This window comes from Bacteroides sp. NSJ-39 (genome assembly GCF_014287315.1).
Taxonomy (GTDB): domain Bacteria; phylum Bacteroidota; class Bacteroidia; order Bacteroidales; family Bacteroidaceae; genus Bacteroides; species Bacteroides finegoldii.
Genome location: NZ_JACOOB010000001.1, coordinates 22,562 through 48,339, shown reverse-complemented (window position 1 = coordinate 48,339; position 25,778 = coordinate 22,562). Strand labels below are relative to the sequence as shown.

Below are 25,778 nucleotides of genomic sequence, written 5' to 3'. Positions count from 1 at the left end.
ACCTTGCACCCGATGCAAAACAATCAATTTGATTATCAACTCATTCGGTCACGATAATCTTCATAAGAAAATTGCTTGTATATTTCCGCCTTCCCCTCTTTTGTCCAGATAGCAATGGCAGGATGGTGAATTCCGTTAAACATATTCGTTTTCACCATCGTATAGTGAATCATATCTTCAAACACGATACGCTCTCCGATTTGCAACTCGTGATCGAAACTCCACAATCCCATATAGTCACCACTCAAACAGGAATTTCCTCCGAGACGATAGATGTATTTCCCCTCATTTCCCATCTCTGCACCACGCACGGCAGGCTGATATGGCATTTCCAGACAGTCCGGCATATGGCAGGTGAAACTGACGTTCAGAATAGCTGTCTTGATTCCACGACTTTCCACAATATCCACCACCTCGGAAGCCAGTACCCCTGTCTGCCAAGTAAAAGCCGATCCAGGTTCCAGAATTATCTGCAAGTGTGGATAACGCGTTCTCAATTCCTTCAACAGTTTTATCAAATGCTCAGTGTCATAATCTTTGCGTGTCATCAGATGTCCGCCCCCCAGATTCAACCATTTAATCTGCGGAAACCAACGGGAAAACTTGCTTTCCAGATGTTCCAATGTACGTTCCAGCTCATACGAGGAGGACTCGCAATGACAATGGCAATGAAAACCTTCAATTCCCTGCGGCAATGTTTCCGGCAGCAAGTCTGCCGTTATTCCAAAACGGGTACCTGGCGCACATGGATTATAAAGTTCTGTTTCCACTTCCGAGTATTCGGGATTTACACGAATACCACATGAGATACCGCTTCCTTCGGCAACCGTCATCGAATAGAAACGTTCGAATTGGGCCATCGAGTTGAATGTGATATGACTACTACAACGCATGATTTCAGGAAAATCCTGCTCCGTATAGGCAGGAGAATACGTATGTGCCTTGCTCCCGAACTCTTCCAGCGCCAAACGAGCTTCATACACCGAACTGGCTGTTGAATGACGTATGTATTCACGGAATATAGGAAAAGAACGCCACATGGCAAACGACTTGAAAGCAAGGATAATCTCCACTCCCGCCCTGTCGGCTACACTTTTGATCAATGTAAGGTTCTTTCTTAGGAGTTCTTCTTCCATAATATAACAAGGAGAAGGGAACTGTGCAAAATCTATCATCATACTATTTAAATTTTATCTAAAATTCCAAAGTAACGCCTCAATGACGCGGATGCAAAAATACAAATTCAAAAGCAAAGAGAGATTGTTTTATTTTTAATTAAGATATTGCTTTTCGAGAACTTTTTCCTATTTTTAAGCCTTTATTATTTATAAGTAGTTGTATCATCCTAAATAACTGATTGAATATGAATAAAGATTTAAGAAAAGTAGTGATTCTGCTGGCACATCCCAACATTAAAGCCTCACAAGCGAACAAGGCATTAATTGACGCTGTCAGTGACATCGAGGGAGTAGCGGTCTTCAACCTTTACGAATTGTCGGAAGATATCGCTTTCAATGTCGACGAATGGAGTAAAATCATCTCCGACACTTCGGCCGTTATCTACCAGTTTCCTTTCTATTGGATGAGTGCACCGTCATTATTAAAAAAATGGCAGGACGAGGTTTTCACATTCTTATCCAAAACTCCGGCCGTTGCCGGAAAGCCATTGATGGTAGTGACAACTACCGGTTCGGAATACGAGGCCTATCGCAGTGGTGGACGAAACCGATTCACTACGGACGAACTTTTGCGCCCTTATCAGGGAAGTGCAATCCACTCGGGCATGGTATGGCAGACCCCCATTGTGATATATGGAATGGGAACCGCGGATGCGGGAAAGAACATTGCCGAAGGAGCGAACTTGTACAAACAAAGAGTAGAAATGCTTATTAACAGCAGCAATGCGGGAAATAATTGGTAAAAACAAACACTCCGACCACTGACATTATCAACCCGCCAATAGTGCCTGCCGCCAACGGAAACCAGAATCCCTCCTTTTCCGCTCCTACCATAAAAGGAATAAATCCCAAAACGGTAGAAGCAACTGTGAGGAAGATAGGTATTATCTTTGTATTCCATGCCTTCACATAGGCCCGTAACGGTGCAAGACACGGAAAACGCTTGGGAATCGGCAAAGGTCCGAACTCACGGATAGTCCATCCAATTTGTTTGTCATACGGAAATGTACCGACCACAATACCATACTACTCCGGATGATCCAAGTTCGCAAGACCGTGTTGAGCGCTGTAATTTCCCAGTTGTTCGTCACATCCACGTATTTTATAAAATCCGCCCCGAATCTCTAACGTATCTCCTGGCAAAGCAATACATCGCTTTACGTAATATTGCATTACATCGAACCTTACACTATCCCAACGATTCATTTGATAAGGGAAATTAAAAACCAGTATATCATTTTTCAATACAGCAAACACATCAAACAGGCGAGCCCCCTTTATCACCTTATTAACCAATATCCGGTCGCCATCCTTCAATGTCGGTTCCATGACACAGTCTTCTAGTTTCACCTGTTTGCTAGCAATGGGATACAAGCCTATATCGTAAGGTGGATACCCCTTTGCCCAATGAATATCTATGGGGGATTGTAAAAGGTGAAGACGATAATCCGCATTTATCAATTTATGTCTCGTTTTTAGATCAAGCAGATGTATGTCAATAAAATAGGTTATGCAAATTACATCCAACAAAAAACGCTCCCAATATAAATGGAAGCGTTGTCTTTATCTTTTTTTAAAATTCACGATATTTTGTGGCAATCCTATTATAAGCTTTTTATTTCTTCAATGGATAGTCCTGTAACTTGAGAAATAGTATCAAGTGGAATATTCAAAGATTTCATATTATGTACCATTTCTCTTTTTTCTTCCATACGTCCCTCTGCACGTCCCTCTGCACGTTCGGTATATATATTATCTCGTAGAATCACTATGTTATCCAAATGACGATAATAAGCATTTAATTCTTCTTTAGTCATCCTATCCAGTTTCAAGCGTTGACGAGCCTCATCCAATCCCGGTGCTGTTGCACTATCAGGTATATCACCTGTATTCATATAATAAATCCATTCCTCCAATGGACTCCGGGCTACTTGATTGAAATCATTGACCTTCAAAATATAATATTCGGGATAAAGCTGACTGACACTGTCTACTTTGAATGTCTGTTTTTGGAAAGGAGTCAATTCCAAAACATCTCCCTCATGGATTCCGCGGAATTCTGTTTTTCCATGATATACAACATCCTTTCCATTCCCTAAAGAGAAATATACAATATTGACACTATATACTTTCCTTACATTATCATACCCTTCCCCGCGATTTATATATTCAGTGACCAATTTCGAAGTACCGAATAGCATACGTTGGAAATACGCATACTCATTATTATTTTGAACTTCAATCAAAATAAGTTCGCCTTTTGAGTTCTCCGCAAGCATATCTACCCGATTATACTTGTCAAACTCGTCCTCTTGATTGCTTTCACTTTCCAACAACTTCTGAATGACTATCTTTTCATTTAGAAGAGTGGTAAGAAAGCCCTCAAGAACTGCAAAATTGGCTTTATTACGCAATAAGCGTTTCATAGCCCAATCGAAACGAATATAATTACTTCCCATAAGTTCGTCTTCTTTCCCGTTTTCTTTTTTCATACCAACAAAGGTAAGCAGAAAATGTTTGATTTCAAATATATATCCTTCTATTTCTTTCTGTTTAAGAATATTCTATCACCCACTCTCCCAAAGTCTGTGTTGTACTATCAAAATTCACTCCAACCTTAACAACCTTGCGATGATCTATCTCGTAAGGAATAGCATATTGTTTACTATTAATTTGAGCCAATGCTTCTTCGGGAGTTCCATCTATCTTAAACTCAAATACATAAATTGCATCGGGCATCTTTATTACTACGTCAGCCCTGCCAATGGCATTTTTTACTTCTACATCTACGTATTGACCCATTAAACGGAATAATAAAATCTTCGTCTTTCACTTCCATCTTTTCCAATAGATTAAGACTGAAATCCATTCGCTGTAACATTTCAATCAAGAAAGTGGATGTACCGGTAGAGAACCAAAAGCTCTTATAATCTTTTTGCGAAAAGGCATTGAAAAGGCTGAACGGATTGTAAATATCTTCACAATTCTTGCTGAAATGATAACCGTCATACTGCCGTTTCAAATGCCGACAAGCTTCTTCATAGGTTTCATCATTTGCTTGAGCTATCCTCTCAATATCCGGTTGCATCTGACTTAGCAACTCTTGCTCTGTAATACCACAAATAGCACTATAATCATCGCTCATACTGATATTCTGTAAGTTATTCAGCTCACTAAAAAATCAATATGCAACACAGGATAAACAGTCCATTCTTTCTCTAACTGTTCCATAGCCAATCCTTCGAACAACTCTTTCTTTCCGGAAAAATAAGCTTCAAGAGTAGAGATTAGAAGACTTTTTCCAAAACGGCGGGGACGGCTAAGAAAATAAACTTTATCAGTATGAGTCAATTGATAAATTAACGCTGTTTTATCAATATACACACAATTATTATTGCGCAAATCCTCGAAATTCTGTATCCCGATAGGGTATCTTCTAAATATCTCTTTCATATAAACCTAATGCATTAGTTGAAAGAAGTGTTATCATTTTTCACTCATTCACAACGAGCAATTTCAGCATTATATATTCGTTTATAATGAGAAGTTTTATATCTTTACAATCAAATACTATTAAGATAGTGACGCTATTCCAGGCATATACTGTCACTATGTTTAAACCGGATTATTCAGGCTATTATTTCTAATTTCAACGCTGTGTAGGCAGAGTAAACTCCTGCGAGTCGCAGATCACCCCATTTTCATCTGCCACTGCTACACGGAACGTTACTTCGCCGTCTTTCAATCTATCACCGGCATGTATGGAAGCCGTATAACGAATGCCTTCGCCCGGCAAAATTTCTTCGACCATTACCGAAGGAGAAATGCCGATATGCTTCACCTTGCCTACGGTTTCCACCACCGGAACTACGTTATAAACAGGCTTCCGGCCTTCATTCATAATCTCAAAGATAATCTTACTGTTCTCTCCCGCATCAATCACATGACTGCGATTATCATCTATAAAACGGATTCTACGTAGTTTCAATTGAGAAACAGGCTGCTGAACCGACTGTTTTTTATATTTCTGCACACGAACCTCCCGAACTTCGGGAACGTATGCGTCATCCTCTATCGGCTCTTGTCGCGGTGCGGTCAACGCACTGCCTATCGCCGCACCGGCAATAGTCCCTACAATATTGCCAATAGCAGAGCCACGATAACCACCTCGCCAACCTCGATTATTATCTCCAATCAATCCACCTATCGAACCTCCCAAACTACCTCCGATAGAAGCACCGGCCACGATAGCTCCCGGATTACCCATACGCCCTGATGCACATCCGCTCAAAAGTAAAACGGAAAGCAAAAATACTGTTAGTTGTTTCTTCATGCGCCTTTCTATTTTAATATTTTTATTCTATTACCTTAAAACGAGCGAAACGCAATAATAGTTGTTTCTCTCCCGCATTTTTAAAATGAATAGTTGCTTTTGCATTGTCTCCCGTGCCTTCTACCTTCATCACTTCTCCCAAACCAAAACGTTCATGTTCAATTCTCTGTCCGGCTTGTAATCCTGCAACCGATACCGGACCGGAAGACATCGCTTGAGAACCGCCACTTACCGTGCTTACCTTTTTCAAATTTCTCGGCACACTGGGAGCTATTATCTGAGCTTTCGGCCGCTCCTTTCGTTCCGAAGAAGCACTTCCAAAAGGTGTAGTACGCGACGGAGAAGCAGAACGAATGAATCCTCCTTCAATCTCCCTGCGGAAACGTCCTGCGCCTTCATCCACCGAACGACTGATTCCCGCTTCGTGCGGCATCTTCAAATAATGGATATCAATATCACGCAAGAAACGACTGGGACTCCCAAACTCCATCTTTCCATAACGGAAGCGGGTTTTGGCAAAAGACAAGTAGCAATGTTCCTCTGCACGGGTAATGGCGACATAGAACAAACGGCGTTCTTCCTCCAATGCACGGGGAGAATCGCCAACCATCCCACTTGGGAATAGGTTTTCTTCCAGACCGACTACAAAAACATTCTTAAATTCCAACCCTTTGGCGGAATGAACTGTCATCAATGTTATCTTTTCTCCGTCATCCGCTTTGTCGGAATCCTGATCGGTGAGCAACGCAATCTCTGAAAGAAAATCGGTAAGAGATATATTCGGATTGCCTTCCTCCTGCCGCAAAGCACAGAAATCATTCATTCCATTCACCAATTCTTCTATGTTTTCCTTACGGCTCAGGTTCTCCGGAGAAGTATCCTGACACACATCGTTCATAATACCCGATTGACGGATAATATCCACACCTATCTCGTACGCATTCTTATCCGCCTGACCGGTTATAAAACCCTCGATCAATGCACGGAAACCTTGCAGCTTTGCATGAGTACCTTTGTTGATGTTCAGTCCATAGGTCAACGGTTCACAAAGCGTTGACCACAGACTGACTCCATGATCAGTTGCCGCCGATATGATTTTACCGACCGTAGTATCTCCGATACCACGAGCAGGATAATTAATAATTCGTTTGAATGCTTCTTCATCGTTCGGATTCACCACCAAACGGAAATAAGCAATCACATCTTTTATCTCTTTACGTTGGTAGAATGAAAGTCCGCCATAAATTTTATAAGGCATACTCCGTTTCCGAAGAGCTTCCTCAAAAATACGACTTTGTGCATTCGTACGATATAGGATAGCAAAATCAGCATACCCGTAATGATATTCCCGACGAAGTTCAGCTACCTTATTAGCAACGATATCCCCTTCTTCCACATCACTATATGCCTGAAATACACCGATAGCTTCCCCTTTCTCCTTTTCGGAAAATACGGCTTTACGTATCTGGCGCTCATTCTTTTCTATCAAGCTGTTGGCAGCACAAACAATGGTCTGTGTGGAACGATAGTTCTGCTCCAACTTGAAAACTTTCGTATTCGGATATGTCTTCGTAAAGTAAAGGATATTATCAATATCCGCTCCACGAAAAGAGTAAATGCTTTGTGCATCATCGCCAACAACACAAACATGCTGATTTTCTTTCGTCAATTGCAGAACAATGCTATGTTGCGCATAATTAGTATCTTGATACTCATCAACGAGTATATATCGGAATTGGTCTTGATAACGTGCCAATATTTCCGGATAATCACGAAATAAGATATAAGTATATACCAGCAGATCATCAAAATCCATAGCTCCCGCCTGACGACACCTTTCCCAATAACGGGTATAGATATCACGAATAGCAGGCATTTTTACAGCCATATCGCCTTCATATGCTTCTTTATTGGCAGCGTATCCCGTAGGAGTGACCAAATGATTCTTTGCATTGGAGATGCGGGCTTGTACCGTTCCCGGTTTATAAGTTTTTTCGTCCAGTCCCATTTCTTTAATAATAGAACGAAGCAGACTTTTACTATCAGCCGTGTCGTAGATTGTAAACTGGGAGGTAAAGCCGATATATTGCGCCTCAGCACGAAGAATACGGGAGAAGATGGAATGAAATGTACCCATCCACAAGTAACGTGCCCGTTCCGCCCCCACTTGTCGGGCAATACGTTCTTTCATCTCACGTGCCGCCTTATTGGTAAAGGTAAGTGCAAGAATATTCCACGGATTGTAACCGTTCTCCAACAGATAGGCTATTTTATAAGTCAGCACACGTGTCTTACCCGAACCCGCACCGGCTATCACTAGCGAAGGCCCGTCATTGTAAGTCACCGCCGCGCACTGACTCTCATTCAATTCCTTTATATAATTGATATCCATAACAGCATTATAAAAACAATGTAGTTTTTTAACAAACTCTCGGCATTCAAATTTGTTCTGAATACAAAAGTATAATATTCATTTGAGAATGACGGTATTTTTATAATTTTTCGTCACTAACTATTTTAACCTAACCCCCAAAGCAATGAAAAAAAGTATATTGTTATCAATTATTTTGAGTTTAAGCCTAGTCGCCTGCATTCCACAGGCTATGGCGCAAAAACAAAGCCGTATGGAAAAACTGCTAAGGTATCTGAACGATAATGATACGGAAAAATGGCAGAAGAACCGAGAAAAGGTAGACAACGACACGAAGGCATATTATGCCGAAGAACTGGCCCTGCTGGATGTCCTCAACGGATTGTGGAACGAACAAAGTGAACAAGCCGCAACCGATTATTTCGGATGTTACGGGAAAGCGGCCAACGCCTACTTCTCCAACATCTGTGAGGAAGAGAAAATACCGCTTCCGAACGTACAGGACAGAGCGGAACAGGCTATTATCCACATATTGGAGGCTTCAAAAGAACAGATACCTTTCAGCCGTACACTGCTGGACAGTATTCGTTCAAGCGGCTATACGGCAGACTCCGTTATTGCACAGAAGATACGGAATATCCGCGAATTGGCTTTATTGGAAGGTATGCTGACAGCGCCTGCACTCAGCACATATCAGACATATATAGCGGAATATCCGAACGGGAAATTTATCCCACAAATCAATGCTGCCGAAAACAAACGGTTATACGGGATTGTAAAGCATAACCCGTCACAGGAAAATTTCAAAGCTTTTTTTGACGATCCGGCAATGCTAAAGTTTTTCACGGACAAAGAAACGCGCCCGTTTTTGCCAGAAGTCCAAGCTTTATATGATGATTTTCTATTCCATTGTATCGACAGTCTGCGAGAGGGAAACAATGCAACCGCCCTCCGGCATGTTATTGACGATTATAAACGCAACCCTTATCTGAGTTCCTCAGCACGTACCCATTTGGACGACCTCGAATATCTTAGCGAGAAAGCTGATTTTGAACTTTTGAAACCGGCAATAACCAATTCCGAATCTTTGGGTTTGTTGCAGGAATTCCTCAGTACACATAAGTACAAAGAGTTCCGTGATCAAGCCAATGCGCTACGAGCTCCATTCATTCTACAGACAATCATCTCCACTCCCACTTCCGTAAAATATTACAATGCGGGACGACTGATCAAGTCTGCCGCCAACGACAGCACTGGGAATGTGTCAATCACTTATTCGTACAATGACAAGGGGCAGCTTGTCTCTATATTATCCCTGACTATGAAAAACGGTCAGGTGAGTGAGGAGGTGCAAACAAACAGACTATATGACCCTCAAGGCCACTGCATTTTTGAAGTGCAGACAAATCCCAAGACCAAAACGGACATTTACCGAAGGACACGCCGTATCGGTGCCGACGGGAGCATCGAGAGCGATTCACTTAAATATATGGACGGAAGGTCGATTATCAGCACATACAATAAACAAGGCTTATTGACTGAAGCCAAAGAATATAATAAGAACGGAGAACTCCAAGCATACACAGCGAACAAGTATGATGAAAAAGGCAGATTGACCGCATCGCAACATCAGAACCTGCTTATGGCTAACCCCGCCGATCAGGTTATCTCCCAAAAAGATACTTATGAATATGACAAATACGGTTATTTGACTCAGATAGCTTATCAGCGTATTTTAGGCAATAACCAGAAAACATCCGGTTACCTGACTTGTATGTATGATAAATATGGCAATCCGATTGACGGAAATTCTTATTATGAATATGATAATACAGGGCAATGGGTCTGCCGTATAAATCGCGGAAATCCCCAAGAGGTGGAACGGGTACAGTATATTTATAAATAAAAGTGAAGATACTGCGAACCTTTTACCAAATGCTTCTGTTATTATAGTATAACAAGCCATTTAAAACTTGTAACATTATGAATACTATATTAATGTCTTTAATTATGATGACCATGACTTACGAAATGCCTAAACTTCCTTACGCAAACAATGCGTTGGAACCTGTAATCAGTCAGCAAACGATAGATTTCCATTACGGGAAACATCTACAAACGTATGTAAATAATCTGAACAGCCTCGTGCCCGGAACCGAATATGAAGGTAAAAAGGTGGAAGAAATCGTTGCCACCGCACCGGACGGAGCTATATTCAATAACGCCGGACAAGTATTGAACCACAATCTATATTTCCTGCAATTTGCCCCCAAACCTGCCAAGAAAGAACCGACAGGCAAACTGGGAGAAGCCATCAAGCGTGACTTCGGCAGCTTTGAAAACTTCAAGAAAGAATTCAATGCGGCAGCGGTAGGATTATTCGGTTCAGGATGGGCCTGGTTGTCCGTTGATAAAAACGGAAAACTGCACATCACCAAAGAAGGAAACGGCAGTAACCCTGTACGTGCCGGATTGAAACCGCTTCTCGGTTTTGACGTGTGGGAACACTCTTACTACCTGGATTACCAGAACCGTCGCGCCGACCATGTCAATGCTCTGTGGAGTATCATCGACTGGGATGTGGTGGAAAACAGAATGTAACGGATTTACTGACTAAACTATACTTGAACAAGGTCGTTGTGATTTTCACAGCGACCTTGTTTAGGCTATATAGATGCCACCAACACAAATATCCGACAGAAAAATGAAAAAAAATCAACCGATGTAGTGTTTTTATGTTTCTTTTTCACTTACTTTGCTCCCGTAAAGACAAAGGGGTGCCCCATGAGGGGCTGAGATTATACCCTAAGAACCTGATGCAGTTAGCACTGACGTAGGGATTGTGTTTCTTCTTATCGCCTTTCCGTAAAAGCACGCTCTTTGTATTTACTTTCAACTTATTTATTCTGATAGGACAATGAAAGTACAAGTGAACAACAAAGAGGTGGAACTTATTCCCAACTCTACCCTTACACAGCTGACGACGCAACTCGAACTTCCCGTTCAAGGCATTGCTATCGCGGTAAACAACAAAATGATTCCCCGTACCGAATGGGAACGTTTCGTATTGCATGAGAATGACAATCTGGTAATTATCAAGGCGGCTTGCGGAGGATAAGAAAATGATTAGTCTGCAATTTATCACACATCAGACCGAACGGTATTCATATTTCGAATCGGCACGTATGGCACTCGAAGGAGGGTGCAAATGGATCCAACTACGCATGAAAGAAGCTCCTCTTGAGGAGGTGGAACAAGTGGCGCTGCAACTGAAGCCACTCTGTAAGGAACACGAAGCCATCTTAGTTCTCGATGATCATGTCGAATTAGTCAAGAAACTGGAAGTGGACGGTGTACATCTGGGAAAGAAGGATATGCCCATCGACCAGGCACGACAGATACTCGGAGAAGCCTTTATCATCGGTGGCACGGCCAATACCTTCGAGGATGTCGTACAACATTACCGCGCCGGAGCCGATTACTTGGGGATCGGTCCCTTCCGCTTCACCACCACTAAAAAGAATTTAAGTCCCGTACTCGGTCTGGAAGGTTACGCTTCCATCCTTTCACAAATGAAAGAAGCGAATATCAACCTTCCGGTAGTAGCTATCGGAGGAATCACCAACGAAGATATCCCCGATATCCTCCGCACAGGAGTCAATGGCATCGCCTTGTCCGGAACGATTCTCCGGGCGGAAAATCCGGTAGAGGAAACACGGAAGATTCTAAGTAATTCATAAATCAACATCTATAATTCTAAATTCCAAAAGACATGGAAAAGTTAGTAATTGCAGGACGTGAATTCAGCTCACGCCTTTTCTTGGGAACAGGAAAATTCAACTCCAATGAAATAATGGAGCAATCTATTCTGGCTTCGGGCACAGAAATGGTAACGGTTGCCATGAAACGTATTGACATGGACAACAAAGAGGACGATATGCTGAAACATATTATCCATCCGAATATCCAGTTATTACCCAACACTTCCGGTGTACGCGATGCGGAAGAGGCTGTGTTTGCCGCACAAATGGCGCGTGAAGCGTTCGGAACGAATTGGCTGAAACTAGAGATTCACCCCGATCCCCGCTACCTGCTCCCCGACTCTATCGAGACACTGAAAGCTACGGAAGAGTTGGTGAAATTAGGTTTCGTCGTATTGCCTTATTGTCAGGCAGACCCCGTGCTTTGTAAACGATTGGAAGAAGCCGGAGCAGCTACCGTTATGCCTCTCGGCGCTCCGATCGGCACAAATAAAGGATTGCAGACTAAAGAATTCCTACAGATTATTATCGAGCAGGCAGGTATCCCTGTTGTCGTTGATGCAGGTATCGGTGCGCCAAGCCATGCCGCTGAAGCAATGGAACTGGGAGCTTCCGCGGTACTGGTAAATACAGCAATTGCCGTTGCCGGAAACCCGGTAGAAATGGCGAAGGCTTTCAAAACTGCCACCGAAGCCGGAAGACAGGCATACGAAGCGGGATTAGGACTGCAAGCGGACAACTTTATAGCCGAAGCCAGCTCACCGCTGACTGCTTTTTTAGATAAATAATATGAATAAGTAGCCGACTGCTAAAAGAACAATTATGGAACAAAAAATAAAATTTCCCCGCTCTCAGAAAGTATATTTGCCCGGAAAACTTTATCCGAATATCCGCGTTGCCATGCGGAAAGTGGAACAAGTGCCCAGTGTCAGTTTTGAAGGCGAAGAAAAGATTGTAACTCCCAATCCGGAAGTATATATGTATGACACCAGCGGACCGTTCAGTGATACGGAAATGAGTATTGATCTCAAAAAAGGCTTGCCCCGAATGCGTGAAGAATGGATTGTCGGTCGTGGTGATGTGGAGCAACTACCCGAAATCACTTCCGAATACGGACAAATGAGACGGAACGACAAAAGCCTCGACCACCTGCGTTTTGAGCATATCGCTCTGCCTTATCGGGCAAAAAAAGGAGAGGCTATTACTCAAATGGCATACGCCAAAAAGGGAATTATCACCCCAGAGATGGAGTATGTGGCCATCCGTGAAAATATGAATTGCGAAGAGTTAGGAATCAAGACTTATATCACTCCCGAATTTGTCCGCCAGGAGATTGCGGAAGGACGTGCCGTACTGCCCGCCAACATTAATCATCCGGAAGCCGAACCGATGATTATCGGACGTAACTTTCTGGTAAAAATCAATACGAATATCGGAAACTCGGCTACTACTTCGAGCATTGACGAAGAGGTAGAAAAAGCATTATGGAGTTGCAAATGGGGAGGCGATACGTTGATGGATCTCTCTACCGGAGAAAACATTCATGAGACACGTGAATGGATTATCCGCAACTGCCCCGTACCCGTCGGCACAGTCCCTATCTATCAAGCTCTTGAGAAAGTAAACGGTGTGGTGGAAGACCTGACTTGGGAAATTTACCGGGATACTTTGATTGAACAATGCGAACAAGGAGTGGATTACTTTACCATCCATGCAGGTATCCGTCGGCACAATGTCCATCTTGCCGACAAGCGGTTGTGCGGTATTGTCAGTCGCGGAGGAAGTATCATGAGCAAATGGTGTCTGGTGCACGACCGGGAAAGTTTCTTATATGAACACTTTGACGACATCTGCGATATTCTGGCACAGTATGATGTGGCAGTATCTTTGGGCGACGGACTTCGTCCGGGTTCTATCTACGATGCCAATGACGAAGCGCAGTTTGCAGAATTGGATACAATGGGAGAATTAGTGTTACGCGCATGGGATAAGAATGTGCAAGCATTCATCGAAGGCCCCGGACACGTTCCGATGCACAAGATTAAAGAAAATATGGAACGCCAGATTGAGAAATGCCACGATGCGCCGTTCTATACACTCGGCCCGCTGGTAACGGATATTGCTCCGGGATATGATCATATCACTTCCGCCATCGGTGCGGCACAAATCGGATGGTTGGGAACGGCAATGCTTTGCTATGTCACTCCTAAGGAACATCTTGCCCTGCCGGACAAAGAAGACGTACGTGTGGGAGTCATCACTTATAAGATTGCCGCCCATGCCGCCGACCTCGCCAAAGGACATCCGGGAGCACAGGTACGTGATAATGCATTGAGCAAAGCCCGGTATGAGTTCCGTTGGAAAGACCAGTTTGATTTATCACTTGACCCGGAACGTGCACAAAGCTACTTCCGTGCAGGACATCATATCGACGGAGAATACTGTACGATGTGCGGACCTAATTTCTGCGCGATGCGATTGTCACGTGATTTAAAGAAGAACAAAAAATAATCACTAAAAATTATGTTTTCAGACGAATTAGAAAAAATATCTTGGGAAGAGACGACAAAAGCCATCTATTCCAAAACGGATGCAGACGTACGACGTGCATTGGGTAAGAAAGAGCATCTGGACGTCAATGATTTTATGGCATTGATTTCTCCGGCCGCCGCTCCTTACCTGGAAGTGATGGCACGCCTCAGCCAGAAATATACATTGGAACGGTTCGGCAAGACCATCTCTATGTTTGTTCCGCTCTATCTGACTAATTCTTGCACCAACTCTTGTGTGTATTGCGGTTTCCATATCAGTAATCCGATGAAAAGAACCATTCTGACAGAGGAAGAGATTATCAACGAGTACAAGGCTATCAAACGTCTGGCTCCTTTCGAGAATCTCTTGCTAGTGACCGGCGAGAATCCCGCAGCAGCGGGTGTTCCTTATATCGCCCGCGCTTTGGACTTAGCCAAACCTTATTTCAGCAATCTCCAGATTGAGGTAATGCCGCTTAAAGCAGAAGAATACAAGGAGCTGACCAATCATGGCCTGAACGGAGTAATCTGCTTTCAGGAGACTTACAACAAAGCAAATTACAAGACGTACCATCCGAGAGGCATGAAGTCCAAATTTGAATGGCGTGTCAATGGCTTCGACCGTATGGGACAGGCAGGTGTGCACAAAATCGGTATGGGGGTATTGATCGGTTTGGAAGAGTGGCGGACAGATGTTACGATGATGGCTTATCATCTGCGCTATCTGCAGAAGCACTATTGGAAAACGAAATATAGCGTGAACTTCCCGCGTATGCGCCCGTCGGAGAATGGAGGTTTCCAGCCCAATGTCATCATGAACGACCGCGAACTCGCTCAACTCACATTCGCCATGCGTATCTTCGACCATGATGTAGATATCTCTTATTCTACCCGTGAAAGTGCGGAGATACGCAACAACATGGCAACACTGGGTGTAACGACCATGAGTGCGGAAAGTAAGACCGAACCGGGAGGATACTACAGTTATCCCCAAACTTTAGAGCAGTTTCATGTCAACGATGAACGGAAGGCCGTTGAAGTGGAACGTGATTTGAAAAAGCTGGGACGTGAACCTATTTGGAAGGATTGGGACCAGTCGTTCGATTTCAAAAGATAGGCTGATGCGATACGACAGACAAATTATACTTCCTGAGATTGGGGAAGAGGGACAGAATAAGTTGCAAAAGGCAAAAGTGCTGATTGTAGGTGTGGGAGGGTTAGGCTCTCCCATCGCTCTTTATCTGGCGGGTGCAGGCGTAGGCTGTCTTGGTCTGGTAGACGATGATTCGGTAAGTATCAGCAATCTGCAACGACAGGTCCTTTATTCCGAAGAGGAGCTGGGAAAGCCGAAAGCCGTATGTGCCTCCCAACGCTTGACCTCGCTCAACAGTGAGATTGAGACAAGACACTACTCTGCCCGACTGACTGCGGAAAACGCAGACCGTATTATCCAAGAATATGATATAGTGGTGGACGGCTGTGATAATTTCGATACCCGTTATCTGATTAACGATATCTGCATCAAGCAGGGAAAGCCGTATGTATATGGCGCTATCTGCGGATTTGAAGGACAAGTCTCGGTTTTCAATTACGGAAACCGAAAGAAAAGTTATCGTGATCTTTATCCTGACGAAGAAGAAATGAAACGAATGTCACCTCCCTCTAAAGGAGTAATGGGAATTACGCCCGCCGTTGTAGGGAGTATTGAAGCAACAGAAGTTCTAAAGATAATCTGTGGTTTCGGTGACGTTTTAGCCGGTGAACTATGGACAATTGACCTGCGGACATTGCAATCTAACAAATTTTCACTATAAAGGTTGGTTTCTGATATAGTTAATTAGTAACTTTGCTAAAGAATCCAATTTTAACAAAGGGAAATGAAATTAATTGTAGTCACCACACCCACTTTCTTCGTTGAAGAAGACAAGATTATCACTGCTCTTTTTGAAGAGGGATTGGATATTCTACATCTTAGAAAACCGGAAACTCCGGCCATGTACTCTGAACGGTTACTGACTCTTATTCCGGAGAAATATCATCGCCGTATTGTCACGCACGAGCATTTCTATATGAAAGAGGAGTTCAATTTGATGGGGATTCATCTGAATGCCCGCAATCCCAAGGAGCCACATGATTATGACGGACATATCAGTTGTTCATGCCATTCTGTGGAGGAAGTGAAAAACAGAAAACATTTTTATGACTACGTTTTCATGAGTCCTATTTACGACAGTATCTCTAAAGTGAACTATTATTCGACGTATACTGCCGAAGAATTACGTGAAGCACAAAAAGCTAAAATCATCGACTCGAAAGTAATGGCATTAGGCGGTATCAATGAGGAGAATCTGCTTGAGATTAAGGACTTCGGCTTTGGCGGTGCCGTTATATTGGGGGATCTTTGGAATAAATTCGATGCTTGTTCCGATCGTGATTATCTGGCTGTAATCAAGCATTTCAAGAAACTGAAAAAGCTATCGGATTGAGCGAATAAAGAGCCGGGCTTGTATTTTATATTGCAATCACTAGATTTAGATTTTATATAAAGGAAAAGGGAATCCCCGAATATTCGAGAATTCCCCTTTCCTTTATTATTGTACAACGGTTCTTTATCAGAACTCGTAATGGAAACCAAATGAAAGGTCTTCACTACCGAATGAAAATCCGTAACCATCAGTACCATACGCATAATCATCTCTGTATCCCAAGAATCCACATTTGGCAATAAGGCTAAAGTGATTATTCAATTTAATGGCAAGTCCCGGTTTGATCCCCAGCTCAAAGCCACCTTCGGAGTTGTCACCGTATTTAACAGAAGAAATTCCAATACCTCCATCCAAGAACAGACGTACTACTTTATTCTCGTAATATGAATAACGAACATAAGGAGCAAAACTAAAAGCATTTTTAAAACCTACTGTTTCTTTGCTATTGTGAGCAAATCCTAAAGTAGCTCCCACTGCCCATCGTTCACTAAAGTTATATCCAAATTCCGGTTCAATCAGGAAAGATGTATTATCTGCATCGTCATTATGCCACAATGCCACATTTCCACCCACATAAAATTGTGCTTTAGCAGACAAAGCCGCCATCACTACAAAAATCAAAACTACAATCTTTTTCATTTTATCGTTGTTTTAGTTAAACATTCAGGCCTCTTAAAAGCCTAATACCTTAATTTTTCGGGGAACAAAAGTATAACCCTTTTTTGATTAAAACAACTTTTTAGTTAGTTTTTCATAAAGTACACATCTTGAGCGAGTGTAAACTTTGAGTAAACATCGCAACTAGTAATAGCAAATAATCGACTGAAAAAAATAGGCTGCAATCAACTCTATGAGATGATTACAGCCTACATAACAGATAGTTAAGTACCTAACCAGTGTATTTGACTATCCTTCTATAGCTGCCTGCGCCGCTGCCAATCTTGCAATAGGCACTCGGAACGGCGAACAACTTACGTAGTTCAATCCTACTCTGTGGCAGAACTTCACAGAAGAAGGTTCACCACCATGTTCACCACAAATACCGCATTTCAAATCCGGACGGATGGCACGGCCTTTTTCCGTTGCCATACGAACCAACTGTCCTACCCCATTCTGGTCGAGAACCTGGAACGGGTCTACTTTCAAAATCTTCTTTTCCAAATATACAGGGAGGAAAGAAGCAATATCATCACGAGAGTAACCGAAAGTCATCTGCGTCAAGTCATTTGTACCGAATGAGAAGAATTCCGCAGAAGAAGCAATACGGTCGGCAGTCAAGGCTGCACGAGGTATTTCGATCATAGTACCAACTTTGAAATCAATGCTGTCTCCCATTTCCTCAAACAATTTCTTAGCTTCGGCACGGATCACCTTTTCCTGTTCTTTGAATTCATACAGAATACCGGTCAACGGAACCATAATTTCCGGATGAGTCTCCACTCCTTCTTTCTTCAATTCCAAAGCAGCACCCAAGATAGCGCGTGTCTGCATCTGTGTAATCTCCGGATATGTATTTCCCAAACGACAGCCACGGTGTCCCAACATCGGATTGTGCTCACACAATGATTCCACACGCTGTTGGATATATTGCAGGCTCACTCCCATAGTATCTGCCATTTCCCGCTGTCCTTTCAGATCGTGAGGAACGAACTCATGCAAAGGAGGATCGAGCAGACGTACAGTCACAGGACAACCCGCCATTGCCTTAAAGATACCTTTAAAGTCGGCTTGTTGATATGGAAGAATCTTAGCCAATGCCTTACGACGGCCTTCTGCATTTTCAGCCAGAATCATTTCACGCATAGCCTTAATCTTCTCACCCTCAAAGAACATATGTTCCGTACGGCAAAGACCGATACCCACCGCACCGAAATTACGGGCTACCGTCGCATCATGAGGCGTATCCGCATTGGTACGTACCTGAAGACGGGTATATTTATCGGCAAGCGCCATCAGTTCGGCGAAGTCACCGGAGAGTTCGGCAGCCTTCGTTTCCACCTTGCCATTATATACTATACCTGTACTTCCGTTCAATGAGATATAATCTCCTTCTTTCAATACCACACCGTCAATTTCTACAGTACGAGCTTTATAATCGATATTCAAAGCACCTGCACCCGACACACAGCATTTGCCCATACCACGTGCAACCACAGCAGCATGAGAAGTCATACCACCGCGAGCAGTAAGAATACCTTCGGCAACTGCCATACCGGCCAGGTCCTCAGGAGAAGTCTCGATACGAACCATCACTACACGCTTACCGGCAGCACGCCATTCGGCTGCATCATCAGCAAAGAATACAATCTGACCGGCAGCAGCACCCGGAGAAGCAGGAAGACCGCGAGTTAGAATTTTAGCTTTCTTCAAAGCGTCCTTATCGAATACAGGGTGGAGCAACTCATCCAACTTATTCGGTTCCACACGCATCAAGGCAGTCTTTTCGTCAATCATGCCTTGACGGAGCAAATCCATAGCAATCTTCACCATAGCAGCACCCGTACGCTTTCCGTTACGTGTCTGGAGGAACCAAAGTTTACCTTCTTGTACGGTGAACTCCATATCCTGCATATCCTTATAGTGATTTTCCAGTTTGGTTTGAAGCGCATCCAATTCTTTATAGATTTCGGGCATGGCTTCTTCCATAGAAGGATATTTGGCAGCGCGTTCCTCTTCACTGACTCCTGCCAGTTGAGCCCAACGCTGAGAACCTATCTTAGTAATCTGTTGCGGAGTACGGATACCGGCTACCACATCCTCACCCTGCGCGTTAATCAGGTACTCACCATTGAAAAGGTCTTCGCCTGTGGCAGCGTCACGGGAGAAACAAACACCTGTTGCCGAAGTTTCGCCCATATTACCGAATACCATAGCCTGTACACTGACTGCTGTTCCCCATTCGTCAGGAATTCCTTCCATCTTACGATAAAGAATAGCACGTTCATTCATCCATGAGTTGAATACGGCACAGATAGCTCCCCAAAGCTGTTCGTAAGCTGATTTCGGGAAATCCTGTCCGGTCTGTCCTTTTACGGCGGCCTTGAATCGTTTTACCAATTCCTTCAAGTCTTCCACTTCCAGCTCATTATCCAGTTTCACACCTTTCTGATGTTTCACTTCTTCGATGATTTCTTCAAACGGGTCCACATCTTCCTTATTCACCGGCTTCATGCCCAATACCACGTCACCGTACATCTGTACAAAACGACGGTAAGAATCCCATGCAAAACGCGCATTTCCTGTTTTGCGGATCAATCCTTCCACTACTTCGTCATTCAATCCCAGATTCAGAATCGTATCCATCATGCCCGGCATGGAAGCACGCGCACCGGAACGAACAGAAACCAACAACGGATTCTCAACGTCACCGAATTTTGATTTCATCAAAGTTTCTATATTGGCGATTGCTCTTTCTACTTCACTTTTCAAAAGAGATACGACTTTATCTTTTCCTAATTCGTAATATTCTGTACAAACATCTGTGGTGATTGTAAATCCCGGAGGAACAGGGACACCGATAAGATTCATTTCGGCAAGGTTGGCGCCTTTACCACCTAACAAGTTTCTCATGTCAGCCTTCCCTTCTGCCTGACCATTTCCAAAGGTATAAACTCTTTTTTTATCCATAATATTGTGTTTAAAGTTACATTATGACTTTTTTCTGTTCGCAAATCTAAGGATATTTCGCAAACCAGAAAACTTTTTGCGAAAAAACTTTCTAGCAAAATGCAATTTCGACATTACAATCTGGAATATTTCCGTAGACACAGAAGTTTTCCAAAAAAAATACCTACTTTTGCAAAGTAATTATTAGATTGGTGTAAAAGTGGCAAGAAAGAAAAAAGAGCTTCCCCTATTGGAGAAGGTAACAATCATGGATGTGGCTGCCGAAGGGAAAGCCATCGCAAAAGTAAATGACCTGGTAATTTTTGTACCATACGTAGTACCGGGCGATGTAGTAGACCTTCAGATCAAGCGTAAAAAGAACAAATATGCCGAAGCAGAAGCGGTGAAGTTTCATGAACTGTCGCCCAACCGCGCTGTTCCTTTCTGCCAACATTACGGTGTATGCGGCGGTTGCAAATGGCAAGTGCTCTCCTATTCGGAACAAATCAGATATAAACAGAAACAAGTAGAAGATAACCTGAAACGTATCGGAAAGATCGAGCTTCCCGAGATTTCTCCTATTCTTGGTTCGGCAAAGACCGAATTCTATCGGAATAAACTGGAATTTACATTCTCAAACAAACGCTGGCTGACTAGTGAGGAAGTCCGTCAAGACGTGAAGTATGACCAGATGAATGCAGTAGGTTTCCACATTCCGGGAGCATTCGATAAAGTGCTGGCCATTGAGAAATGCTGGTTGCAAGATGATATCTCCAACCGCATCCGTAATGCGATACGCGACTATGCATACGAACATGATTATTCCTTTATCAATCTGCGCACGCAGGAAGGTATGTTGCGTAACATGATTGTCCGCACGTCTTCAACCGGTGAGCTGATGGTAATTGTGATTTGTAAAATCACGGAAGAGCATGAGATGGAGTTGTTCAAGCAGTTATTGCAGTTTGTCGCCGACTCATTCCCGGAGATCACTTCCTTGCTATACATTATTAATAATAAATGCAACGACACTATCAATGATCTGGATGTACACGTATTCAAAGGCAAGGACCACATCTTTGAAGAAATGGAAGGATTGCGCTTCAAAGTAGGTCCGAAATCTTTCTATCAGACAAATTCGGAACAAGCGTACAACCTATATAAGGTGGCCCGTGAATTTGCCGGTCTGACCGGAAATGAGCTGGTATATGACCTTTATACGGGAACAGGAACAATTGCGAATTTCGTATCACGCCAGGCACGTCAAGTAATAGGTATCGAATATGTACCGGAAGCCATCGAGGATGCAAAAGTCAATGCAGAAATCAATGATATCAAGAACGCATTATTCTATGCAGGTGATATGAAAGACATGCTGACTCAGGACTTCATCAATCAGCACGGACGTCCGGATGTGATTATTACAGATCCTCCCCGTGCCGGTATGCATCAGGATGTGATCGACGTTATCCTGTTTGCCGAACCCAAACGGATTGTTTACGTAAGTTGCAATCCTGCTACTCAAGCACGCGATTTGCAACTGCTCGATGAGAAATATAAGGTGAAAGCCGTTCAACCGGTAGATATGTTCCCTCATACTCATCATGTGGAAAATGTAGTGTTATTGGAACTCCGATAAAGAATTCGGTTCACCACAGATTACACGGATTAACACAGATTTTTTATTGTTGGATTTTATAATCCGTGTTAATCCGTGTAATCTGTGGTGAGTATTAAATCAAAAGAAAAAAGATATGGAAAAAAGACCGAGAAGAACTCCCGCTGAAAAGGCACGTGCTCAATATACCAACTATGCAGTCAAGGAACCGATGGAACTTATGGAGTTTCTGGCTGCCAAAATGCCGGATGCAAGTCGTACCAAACTGAAATCATTACTCAGTAAAAGGGTCGTATTCGTTGATAATGTAATCACTACGCAGTTCAACTTCCCGTTACAGCCGGGTATGAAGGTGCAGATCAGCAAAGAAAAAGGAAAGAAAGAGTTTAATAACAGACTGCTGAAAATTGTATATGAGGACGCTTACATTATTGTGGTCGAGAAAATGCAAGGACTTCTATCCGTCAATACAGAACGTCAGAAAGAACGTACCGCATATACAATACTGAATGAGTATGTACAACGTTCCGGACGCCAATTCCGCGTGTATATCGTTCATCGGCTGGATAGGGATACTTCCGGCTTAATGATGTTCGCTAAAGATGAAAAGACGCAACGTACACTACGCGACAATTGGCATGATATAGTGACCGATCGCCGATATGTAGCTGTAGTAGAGGGAAGCATGGAAAAGGATTATGGAACTGTAGAATCGTTTCTTACAGACAGAACTCTCTATGTCAGTTCAAGTCAACAAGATGATGGCGGTGCGTTATCCATCACTCACTATCGCACTATCAAGCGTGCCAATGGGTATTCTTTGATAGAATTGGACTTAGAGACAGGCCGTAAGAATCAAATCCGTGTACATATGCAGGATCTGGGACATCCGATTATCGGAGACGGAAGATATGGTGGTGAAAATACTCCTAACCCTATCGGTCGAATGGCACTTCACGCTTTCAAGCTGTGTTTCTATCATCCGATAACAGGAGATTTGATGGAGTTTGAGACTCCTTATCCGGCAGACTTCAAGAAATTATTTCTGAAAAAGTAAACTCTCATACAAAATAAAGAGAGGATATCCAAACGCAGATTAACGCAAATTATCACAGATCATTTCAATGATAAATATAAATCAACGACTTAAATCATTTCTGCGATAATTTGCGTTAATCCGCATTTTATCACTCATTATGACACTATGCTATTACTTTACTGACGACGCATATAAAAAGGTTGCCCATTTATCCTATCCCTGAAATCTTGCCATGTATTATACCATGTTCCACTAAATGTCCTGCCGGTAGCTTCCGCTCCCCAAATGTAAGCATAAGTGCCATCACCATAAAAATGCAGTTCCATTGAATTATATCCTCCATCAATCCACTCCCACTCAAAAAGCAAATAATTTGGGTCGCCTATTGAACCAATTGTCCCTTGATTCCTCGCATTGAAAGTCATTACTGTACCTCTTCCCCACGTATATGCGCCATAATCTATTTCTTCATTAGTATACCACTCACCTGGCAGATTAAATTCCGTCTCATCTTCACTCTCACACGAAGTAAAGCCGACCAATAAAGTCAGCATAAGTAGAAGCCCCGCATATTTCTTAATCAGTTTCATATCTTTTCTAGTTTATTTCGTTTACAAATACAAAATTAGCATTTTTATTTTACTATATACCACAAGCCATAAGTTTTTCGTACCTTTGCCAAATAATTTAAAATTCTCACATGAAACTTCTTTGGCTTGATTTAAATAGTTCATACGCCCATTCATCTTTGGCATTGCCTGCCTTGCACGCGCAAATAGCAGATGACACCACAGTCGAATGGTGTATGGTCTCCGCAACAATTAATGAAAACACCGGTAACATCGTCAAACAGATCTATCAACACCAACCGGATATTATTGCAGCTACCAATTGGCTATTTAATCATGAGCAACTGTTACACATTGTCTCACGCTCCAAAGCACTGCTTCCACAATGCTGTATCATACTCGGAGGTCCCGAATTTTTAGGAGACAACAAAGACTTTCTATTCAAGAACAAATTTGTCAACGGAGTGTTTCGGGGAGAGGGAGAAGAAGTATTTCCATTATGGTTAAAGGTGTGGAATCGACCAAGAAAAGAATGGAAATCAATCACAGGCCTCTGCTATCTTGACGAATCGGAAGAATATCAAGACAACGGTATTGCCCGCGTCATGAACTTTTCCGCATTGGTTTCCCCGGAGAGAAGCCGTTTCTTTAATTGGAGCAAACCCTTTGTCCAACTGGAAACGACACGAGGTTGCTTCAATACCTGCGCATTCTGTGTCAGTGGCGGCGAAAAGCCTGTCCGTACCATCCCATTGGAAGCCATCCGCGAACGTTTGGATAATATTCATCAGCATGGTATTAAAAATGTGCGTGTACTCGACCGTACGTTCAATTATAACAACAAAAGAGCCAAAGACCTCTTGAATCTTTTCCGTAAATATCCGGATATCCGTTTCCACCTGGAAATTCACCCGGCACTCCTTTCCGAAGAGTTAAAGAATGAACTGGCTGCTTTACCCGATGGTTTATTGCATTTGGAAGCCGGCATTCAAAGTTTGCGGGAACCTGTTTTGGAACAAAGCCACCGTATCGGAAAACTATCCGACGCCCTCGAAGGATTGAAATACCTCTGTTCATTAAAGAACATGGAAACCCATGCCGATCTGATAGCAGGTCTCCCCCTCTATCATCTGACAGAAATATTTGAAGATGTCCGTACACTTGCAGAATATGGTGCAGGGGAAATACAACTGGAATCATTAAAGTTACTTCCGGGCACAGAAATGCGAAGAAGAGCAGAAGAATTGGGCATTCAATATTCTCCGCTTCCCCCATACGAAGTATTGCAAACCCGTGAAATCTCAGTAGAAGAATTACAAACAGCCCACTATCTGTCCCGTCTTTTGGATGGATTCTATAATACTCCCACCTGGCGGACGATCACACGGACATTAATTCTGGAGAATCCTCATTTCCTACATGAGCTACTTGATCATTTGGTTCGGACAGACGTCATAGACACCCCTCTAAGTCTGGAAAGAAGAGGATTAATCTTATATGATTTCTGTAAAAAGCATTATCCCGGTTATCTGACGCAAGTCAGTATCGCATGGATAGAGGCCGGTATGTCATTAAAGAAAGCTCCGGCGGAAAAAGTAAGGACCAAACGCCAAGTCCCACCCGAGAAATGGGAAATAGTATACGGAACTTATCGTGAGAATTTACGGCTATGTTTCCTCCCCACTGATGAAGCAGAACATGGCTATTGGTTTGGGTTCGAATCGGAGATTCAAAAGATACAACCCGTATTTAAGGCAAAAAATTAATAACAACGGGCAACCGGATAATCGGCTCTGTAAACTCGATCGAAGAAAGGAATCCATTCATTCTCAGCAATGCCAAGCTGCAAGCCATAAAAATGTGTATCCGCCTTTCTATATTCCAATATCCGGTCAGTCAACTTCGGTGAGGGAAGCGGTATTTTAAAATCAGTAATCCATAAAACATCCGCATTCATATACTCTTTCTTCGATTGAAGTAAGTCGAAAGTAGCTTTCAGCATCCGGGTGGCATCCGTGTCCCCGCAAGAGGTGGTAGAAAAGAAATCAAGCAAACGGGCCCGTTCCTTGCGGACATCAATCGGACATATCGAAACAGAAAAAGCGATCAGGAAACAAGGACGGCGTTGCCTGTCGGCTATTTCCAATAGTTTCATCAACAAAGAATAAGCTATTTTCTCCGGAATGCCTACCATGCTTCCGGAAGTATCCAGACAAACAATCATCGGCCAATGTAAATTCCGGATGACTGATATCCTCCAGCTACAGGCTAAAAGTCAAAGTGGCA

21 protein-coding genes, 3 pseudogenes and 1 riboswitch are annotated in these 25,778 nt (G+C 43.0%); of the genes and pseudogenes, 13 read left to right on the top strand and 11 right to left on the bottom strand.

Going from position 1 to position 25,778, the window contains the following annotated elements; all coding sequences use genetic code 11:
- Positions 1-35: 35 nt before the first annotated feature.
- Complete coding sequence (gene nspC / locus H8S63_RS00230; RefSeq protein WP_186925674.1) at positions 36-1,175, bottom strand: carboxynorspermidine decarboxylase; 1,140 nt, start codon at positions 1,173-1,175, stop codon at positions 36-38.
- A 188-nt stretch (positions 1,176-1,363) separates the two neighbouring features.
- On the opposite strand from nspC, the gene H8S63_RS00225 reads away from it, so the two are divergent.
- Positions 1,364-1,921 (top strand): NAD(P)H-dependent oxidoreductase, encoded by a 558-nt coding sequence (locus H8S63_RS00225; RefSeq protein WP_007755155.1) that lies wholly within the window; start codon positions 1,364-1,366, stop codon positions 1,919-1,921.
- Here the strand turns inward: H8S63_RS00225 and H8S63_RS00220 are convergent.
- From H8S63_RS00220 to H8S63_RS00195, 6 genes and pseudogenes are all read right to left on the bottom strand, one after another.
- Positions 1,890-2,129: pseudogene (locus tag H8S63_RS00220) on the bottom strand (hypothetical protein); the annotation flags it as partial. The gene H8S63_RS00225 and the pseudogene H8S63_RS00220 sit on opposite strands and share 32 nt — an antisense overlap.
- Positions 2,130-2,204: 75 nt before the next feature.
- A complete protein-coding gene (lepB, locus tag H8S63_RS00215) occupies positions 2,205-2,639 on the bottom strand; it encodes a signal peptidase I (protein ID WP_370527593.1) in 435 nt (144 codons plus the stop codon).
- A gap of 143 nt (positions 2,640-2,782) precedes the next feature.
- Positions 2,783-3,670 (bottom strand): Rpn family recombination-promoting nuclease/putative transposase, encoded by an 888-nt coding sequence (locus H8S63_RS00210; protein ID WP_186925369.1) that lies wholly within the window; start codon positions 3,668-3,670, stop codon positions 2,783-2,785.
- 61 nt (positions 3,671-3,731) lie between these two features.
- Positions 3,732-4,631: pseudogene (locus tag H8S63_RS00205) on the bottom strand (AAA family ATPase).
- A gap of 196 nt (positions 4,632-4,827) precedes the next feature.
- Positions 4,828-5,511: a glycine zipper family protein gene (locus tag H8S63_RS00200; RefSeq protein ID WP_186925368.1), complete on the bottom strand. Its 684-nt coding sequence runs from the start codon at positions 5,509-5,511 to the stop codon at positions 4,828-4,830.
- A gap of 22 nt (positions 5,512-5,533) precedes the next feature.
- Positions 5,534-7,903, bottom strand: coding sequence for an ATP-dependent helicase (locus tag H8S63_RS00195; protein ID WP_186925367.1), 2,370 nt, complete (start codon positions 7,901-7,903; stop codon positions 5,534-5,536).
- 145 nt (positions 7,904-8,048) lie between these two features.
- Between H8S63_RS00195 and H8S63_RS00190 the strand changes: the two genes are divergently transcribed.
- The 9 genes from H8S63_RS00190 (at position 8,049) to H8S63_RS00150 (ending at position 16,660) form a co-directional block, all read left to right on the top strand.
- Positions 8,049-9,788 carry an RHS repeat protein gene (locus H8S63_RS00190; protein ID WP_186925366.1) on the top strand — a complete coding sequence of 580 codons (1,740 nt, stop codon included), beginning with the start codon at positions 8,049-8,051 and terminating at the stop codon, positions 9,786-9,788.
- A 77-nt stretch (positions 9,789-9,865) separates the two neighbouring features.
- Positions 9,866-10,483 (top strand): superoxide dismutase, encoded by a 618-nt coding sequence (locus tag H8S63_RS00185; RefSeq protein WP_007755077.1) that lies wholly within the window; start codon positions 9,866-9,868, stop codon positions 10,481-10,483.
- Between the two features lie 162 nt (positions 10,484-10,645).
- Positions 10,646-10,739: riboswitch (TPP riboswitch) on the top strand.
- Between the two features lie 60 nt (positions 10,740-10,799).
- Positions 10,800-11,000, top strand: coding sequence for a sulfur carrier protein ThiS (thiS, locus tag H8S63_RS00180; protein WP_007755075.1), 201 nt, complete (start codon positions 10,800-10,802; stop codon positions 10,998-11,000).
- 4 nt (positions 11,001-11,004) lie between these two features.
- A complete protein-coding gene (locus H8S63_RS00175) occupies positions 11,005-11,622 on the top strand; it encodes a thiamine phosphate synthase (protein WP_186925365.1) in 618 nt (205 codons plus the stop codon).
- Between the two features lie 32 nt (positions 11,623-11,654).
- Positions 11,655-12,431, top strand: coding sequence for a thiazole synthase (locus tag H8S63_RS00170; RefSeq protein ID WP_007760996.1), 777 nt, complete (start codon positions 11,655-11,657; stop codon positions 12,429-12,431).
- Between the two features lie 34 nt (positions 12,432-12,465).
- Positions 12,466-14,154 (top strand): phosphomethylpyrimidine synthase ThiC, encoded by a 1,689-nt coding sequence (gene thiC / locus H8S63_RS00165; protein ID WP_186925364.1) that lies wholly within the window; start codon positions 12,466-12,468, stop codon positions 14,152-14,154.
- Positions 14,155-14,166: 12 nt separating this feature from the next.
- Positions 14,167-15,291, top strand: a complete 1,125-nt coding sequence (gene thiH / locus H8S63_RS00160) for a 2-iminoacetate synthase ThiH (RefSeq protein WP_007755056.1) — start codon at positions 14,167-14,169, stop codon at positions 15,289-15,291.
- Between the two features lie 4 nt (positions 15,292-15,295).
- Positions 15,296-15,988, top strand: a complete 693-nt coding sequence (locus H8S63_RS00155; protein WP_007755054.1) for a HesA/MoeB/ThiF family protein — start codon at positions 15,296-15,298, stop codon at positions 15,986-15,988.
- Between the two features lie 63 nt (positions 15,989-16,051).
- On the top strand, positions 16,052-16,660 hold the full coding sequence (locus H8S63_RS00150; protein WP_007755052.1) for a thiamine phosphate synthase: 609 nt from the start codon (positions 16,052-16,054) through the stop codon (positions 16,658-16,660).
- A gap of 126 nt (positions 16,661-16,786) precedes the next feature.
- Here H8S63_RS00150 and H8S63_RS00145 read toward each other — a convergent pair whose 3' ends face one another.
- On the bottom strand, positions 16,787-17,299 hold the full coding sequence (locus H8S63_RS00145) for an outer membrane beta-barrel protein (RefSeq protein WP_186925363.1): 513 nt from the start codon (positions 17,297-17,299) through the stop codon (positions 16,787-16,789).
- Between the two features lie 267 nt (positions 17,300-17,566).
- Positions 17,567-20,287 carry a pyruvate, phosphate dikinase gene (gene ppdK, locus H8S63_RS00140; RefSeq protein ID WP_022275111.1) on the bottom strand — a complete coding sequence of 907 codons (2,721 nt, stop codon included), beginning with the start codon at positions 20,285-20,287 and terminating at the stop codon, positions 17,567-17,569.
- A gap of 247 nt (positions 20,288-20,534) precedes the next feature.
- On the opposite strand from ppdK, the gene rlmD reads away from it, so the two are divergent.
- Positions 20,535-21,905 (top strand): 23S rRNA (uracil(1939)-C(5))-methyltransferase RlmD, encoded by a 1,371-nt coding sequence (gene rlmD, locus H8S63_RS00135; RefSeq protein ID WP_222619537.1) that lies wholly within the window; start codon positions 20,535-20,537, stop codon positions 21,903-21,905.
- A 115-nt stretch (positions 21,906-22,020) separates the two neighbouring features.
- Complete coding sequence (locus H8S63_RS00130; RefSeq protein WP_007752679.1) at positions 22,021-22,941, top strand: RluA family pseudouridine synthase; 921 nt, start codon at positions 22,021-22,023, stop codon at positions 22,939-22,941.
- Positions 22,942-23,099: 158 nt separating this feature from the next.
- On the opposite strand, the gene H8S63_RS00125 is transcribed toward H8S63_RS00130, so the two are convergent.
- Entirely contained in the window at positions 23,100-23,513 is a 414-nt protein-coding gene (locus tag H8S63_RS00125) for a hypothetical protein (protein ID WP_022275114.1), read from the bottom strand.
- A 110-nt stretch (positions 23,514-23,623) separates the two neighbouring features.
- Here H8S63_RS00125 and H8S63_RS00120 point away from each other — a divergent pair, with 110 nt between their 5' ends.
- On the top strand, positions 23,624-25,258 hold the full coding sequence (locus tag H8S63_RS00120; protein WP_186925362.1) for a B12-binding domain-containing radical SAM protein: 1,635 nt from the start codon (positions 23,624-23,626) through the stop codon (positions 25,256-25,258).
- On the opposite strand, the pseudogene H8S63_RS00115 reads toward H8S63_RS00120, so the two are convergent.
- Positions 25,255-25,719 (bottom strand): annotated as a pseudogene (locus H8S63_RS00115) (hypothetical protein); the annotation flags it as partial. The gene H8S63_RS00120 and the pseudogene H8S63_RS00115 sit on opposite strands and share 4 nt — an antisense overlap.
- Positions 25,720-25,778 lie beyond the last annotated feature (59 nt).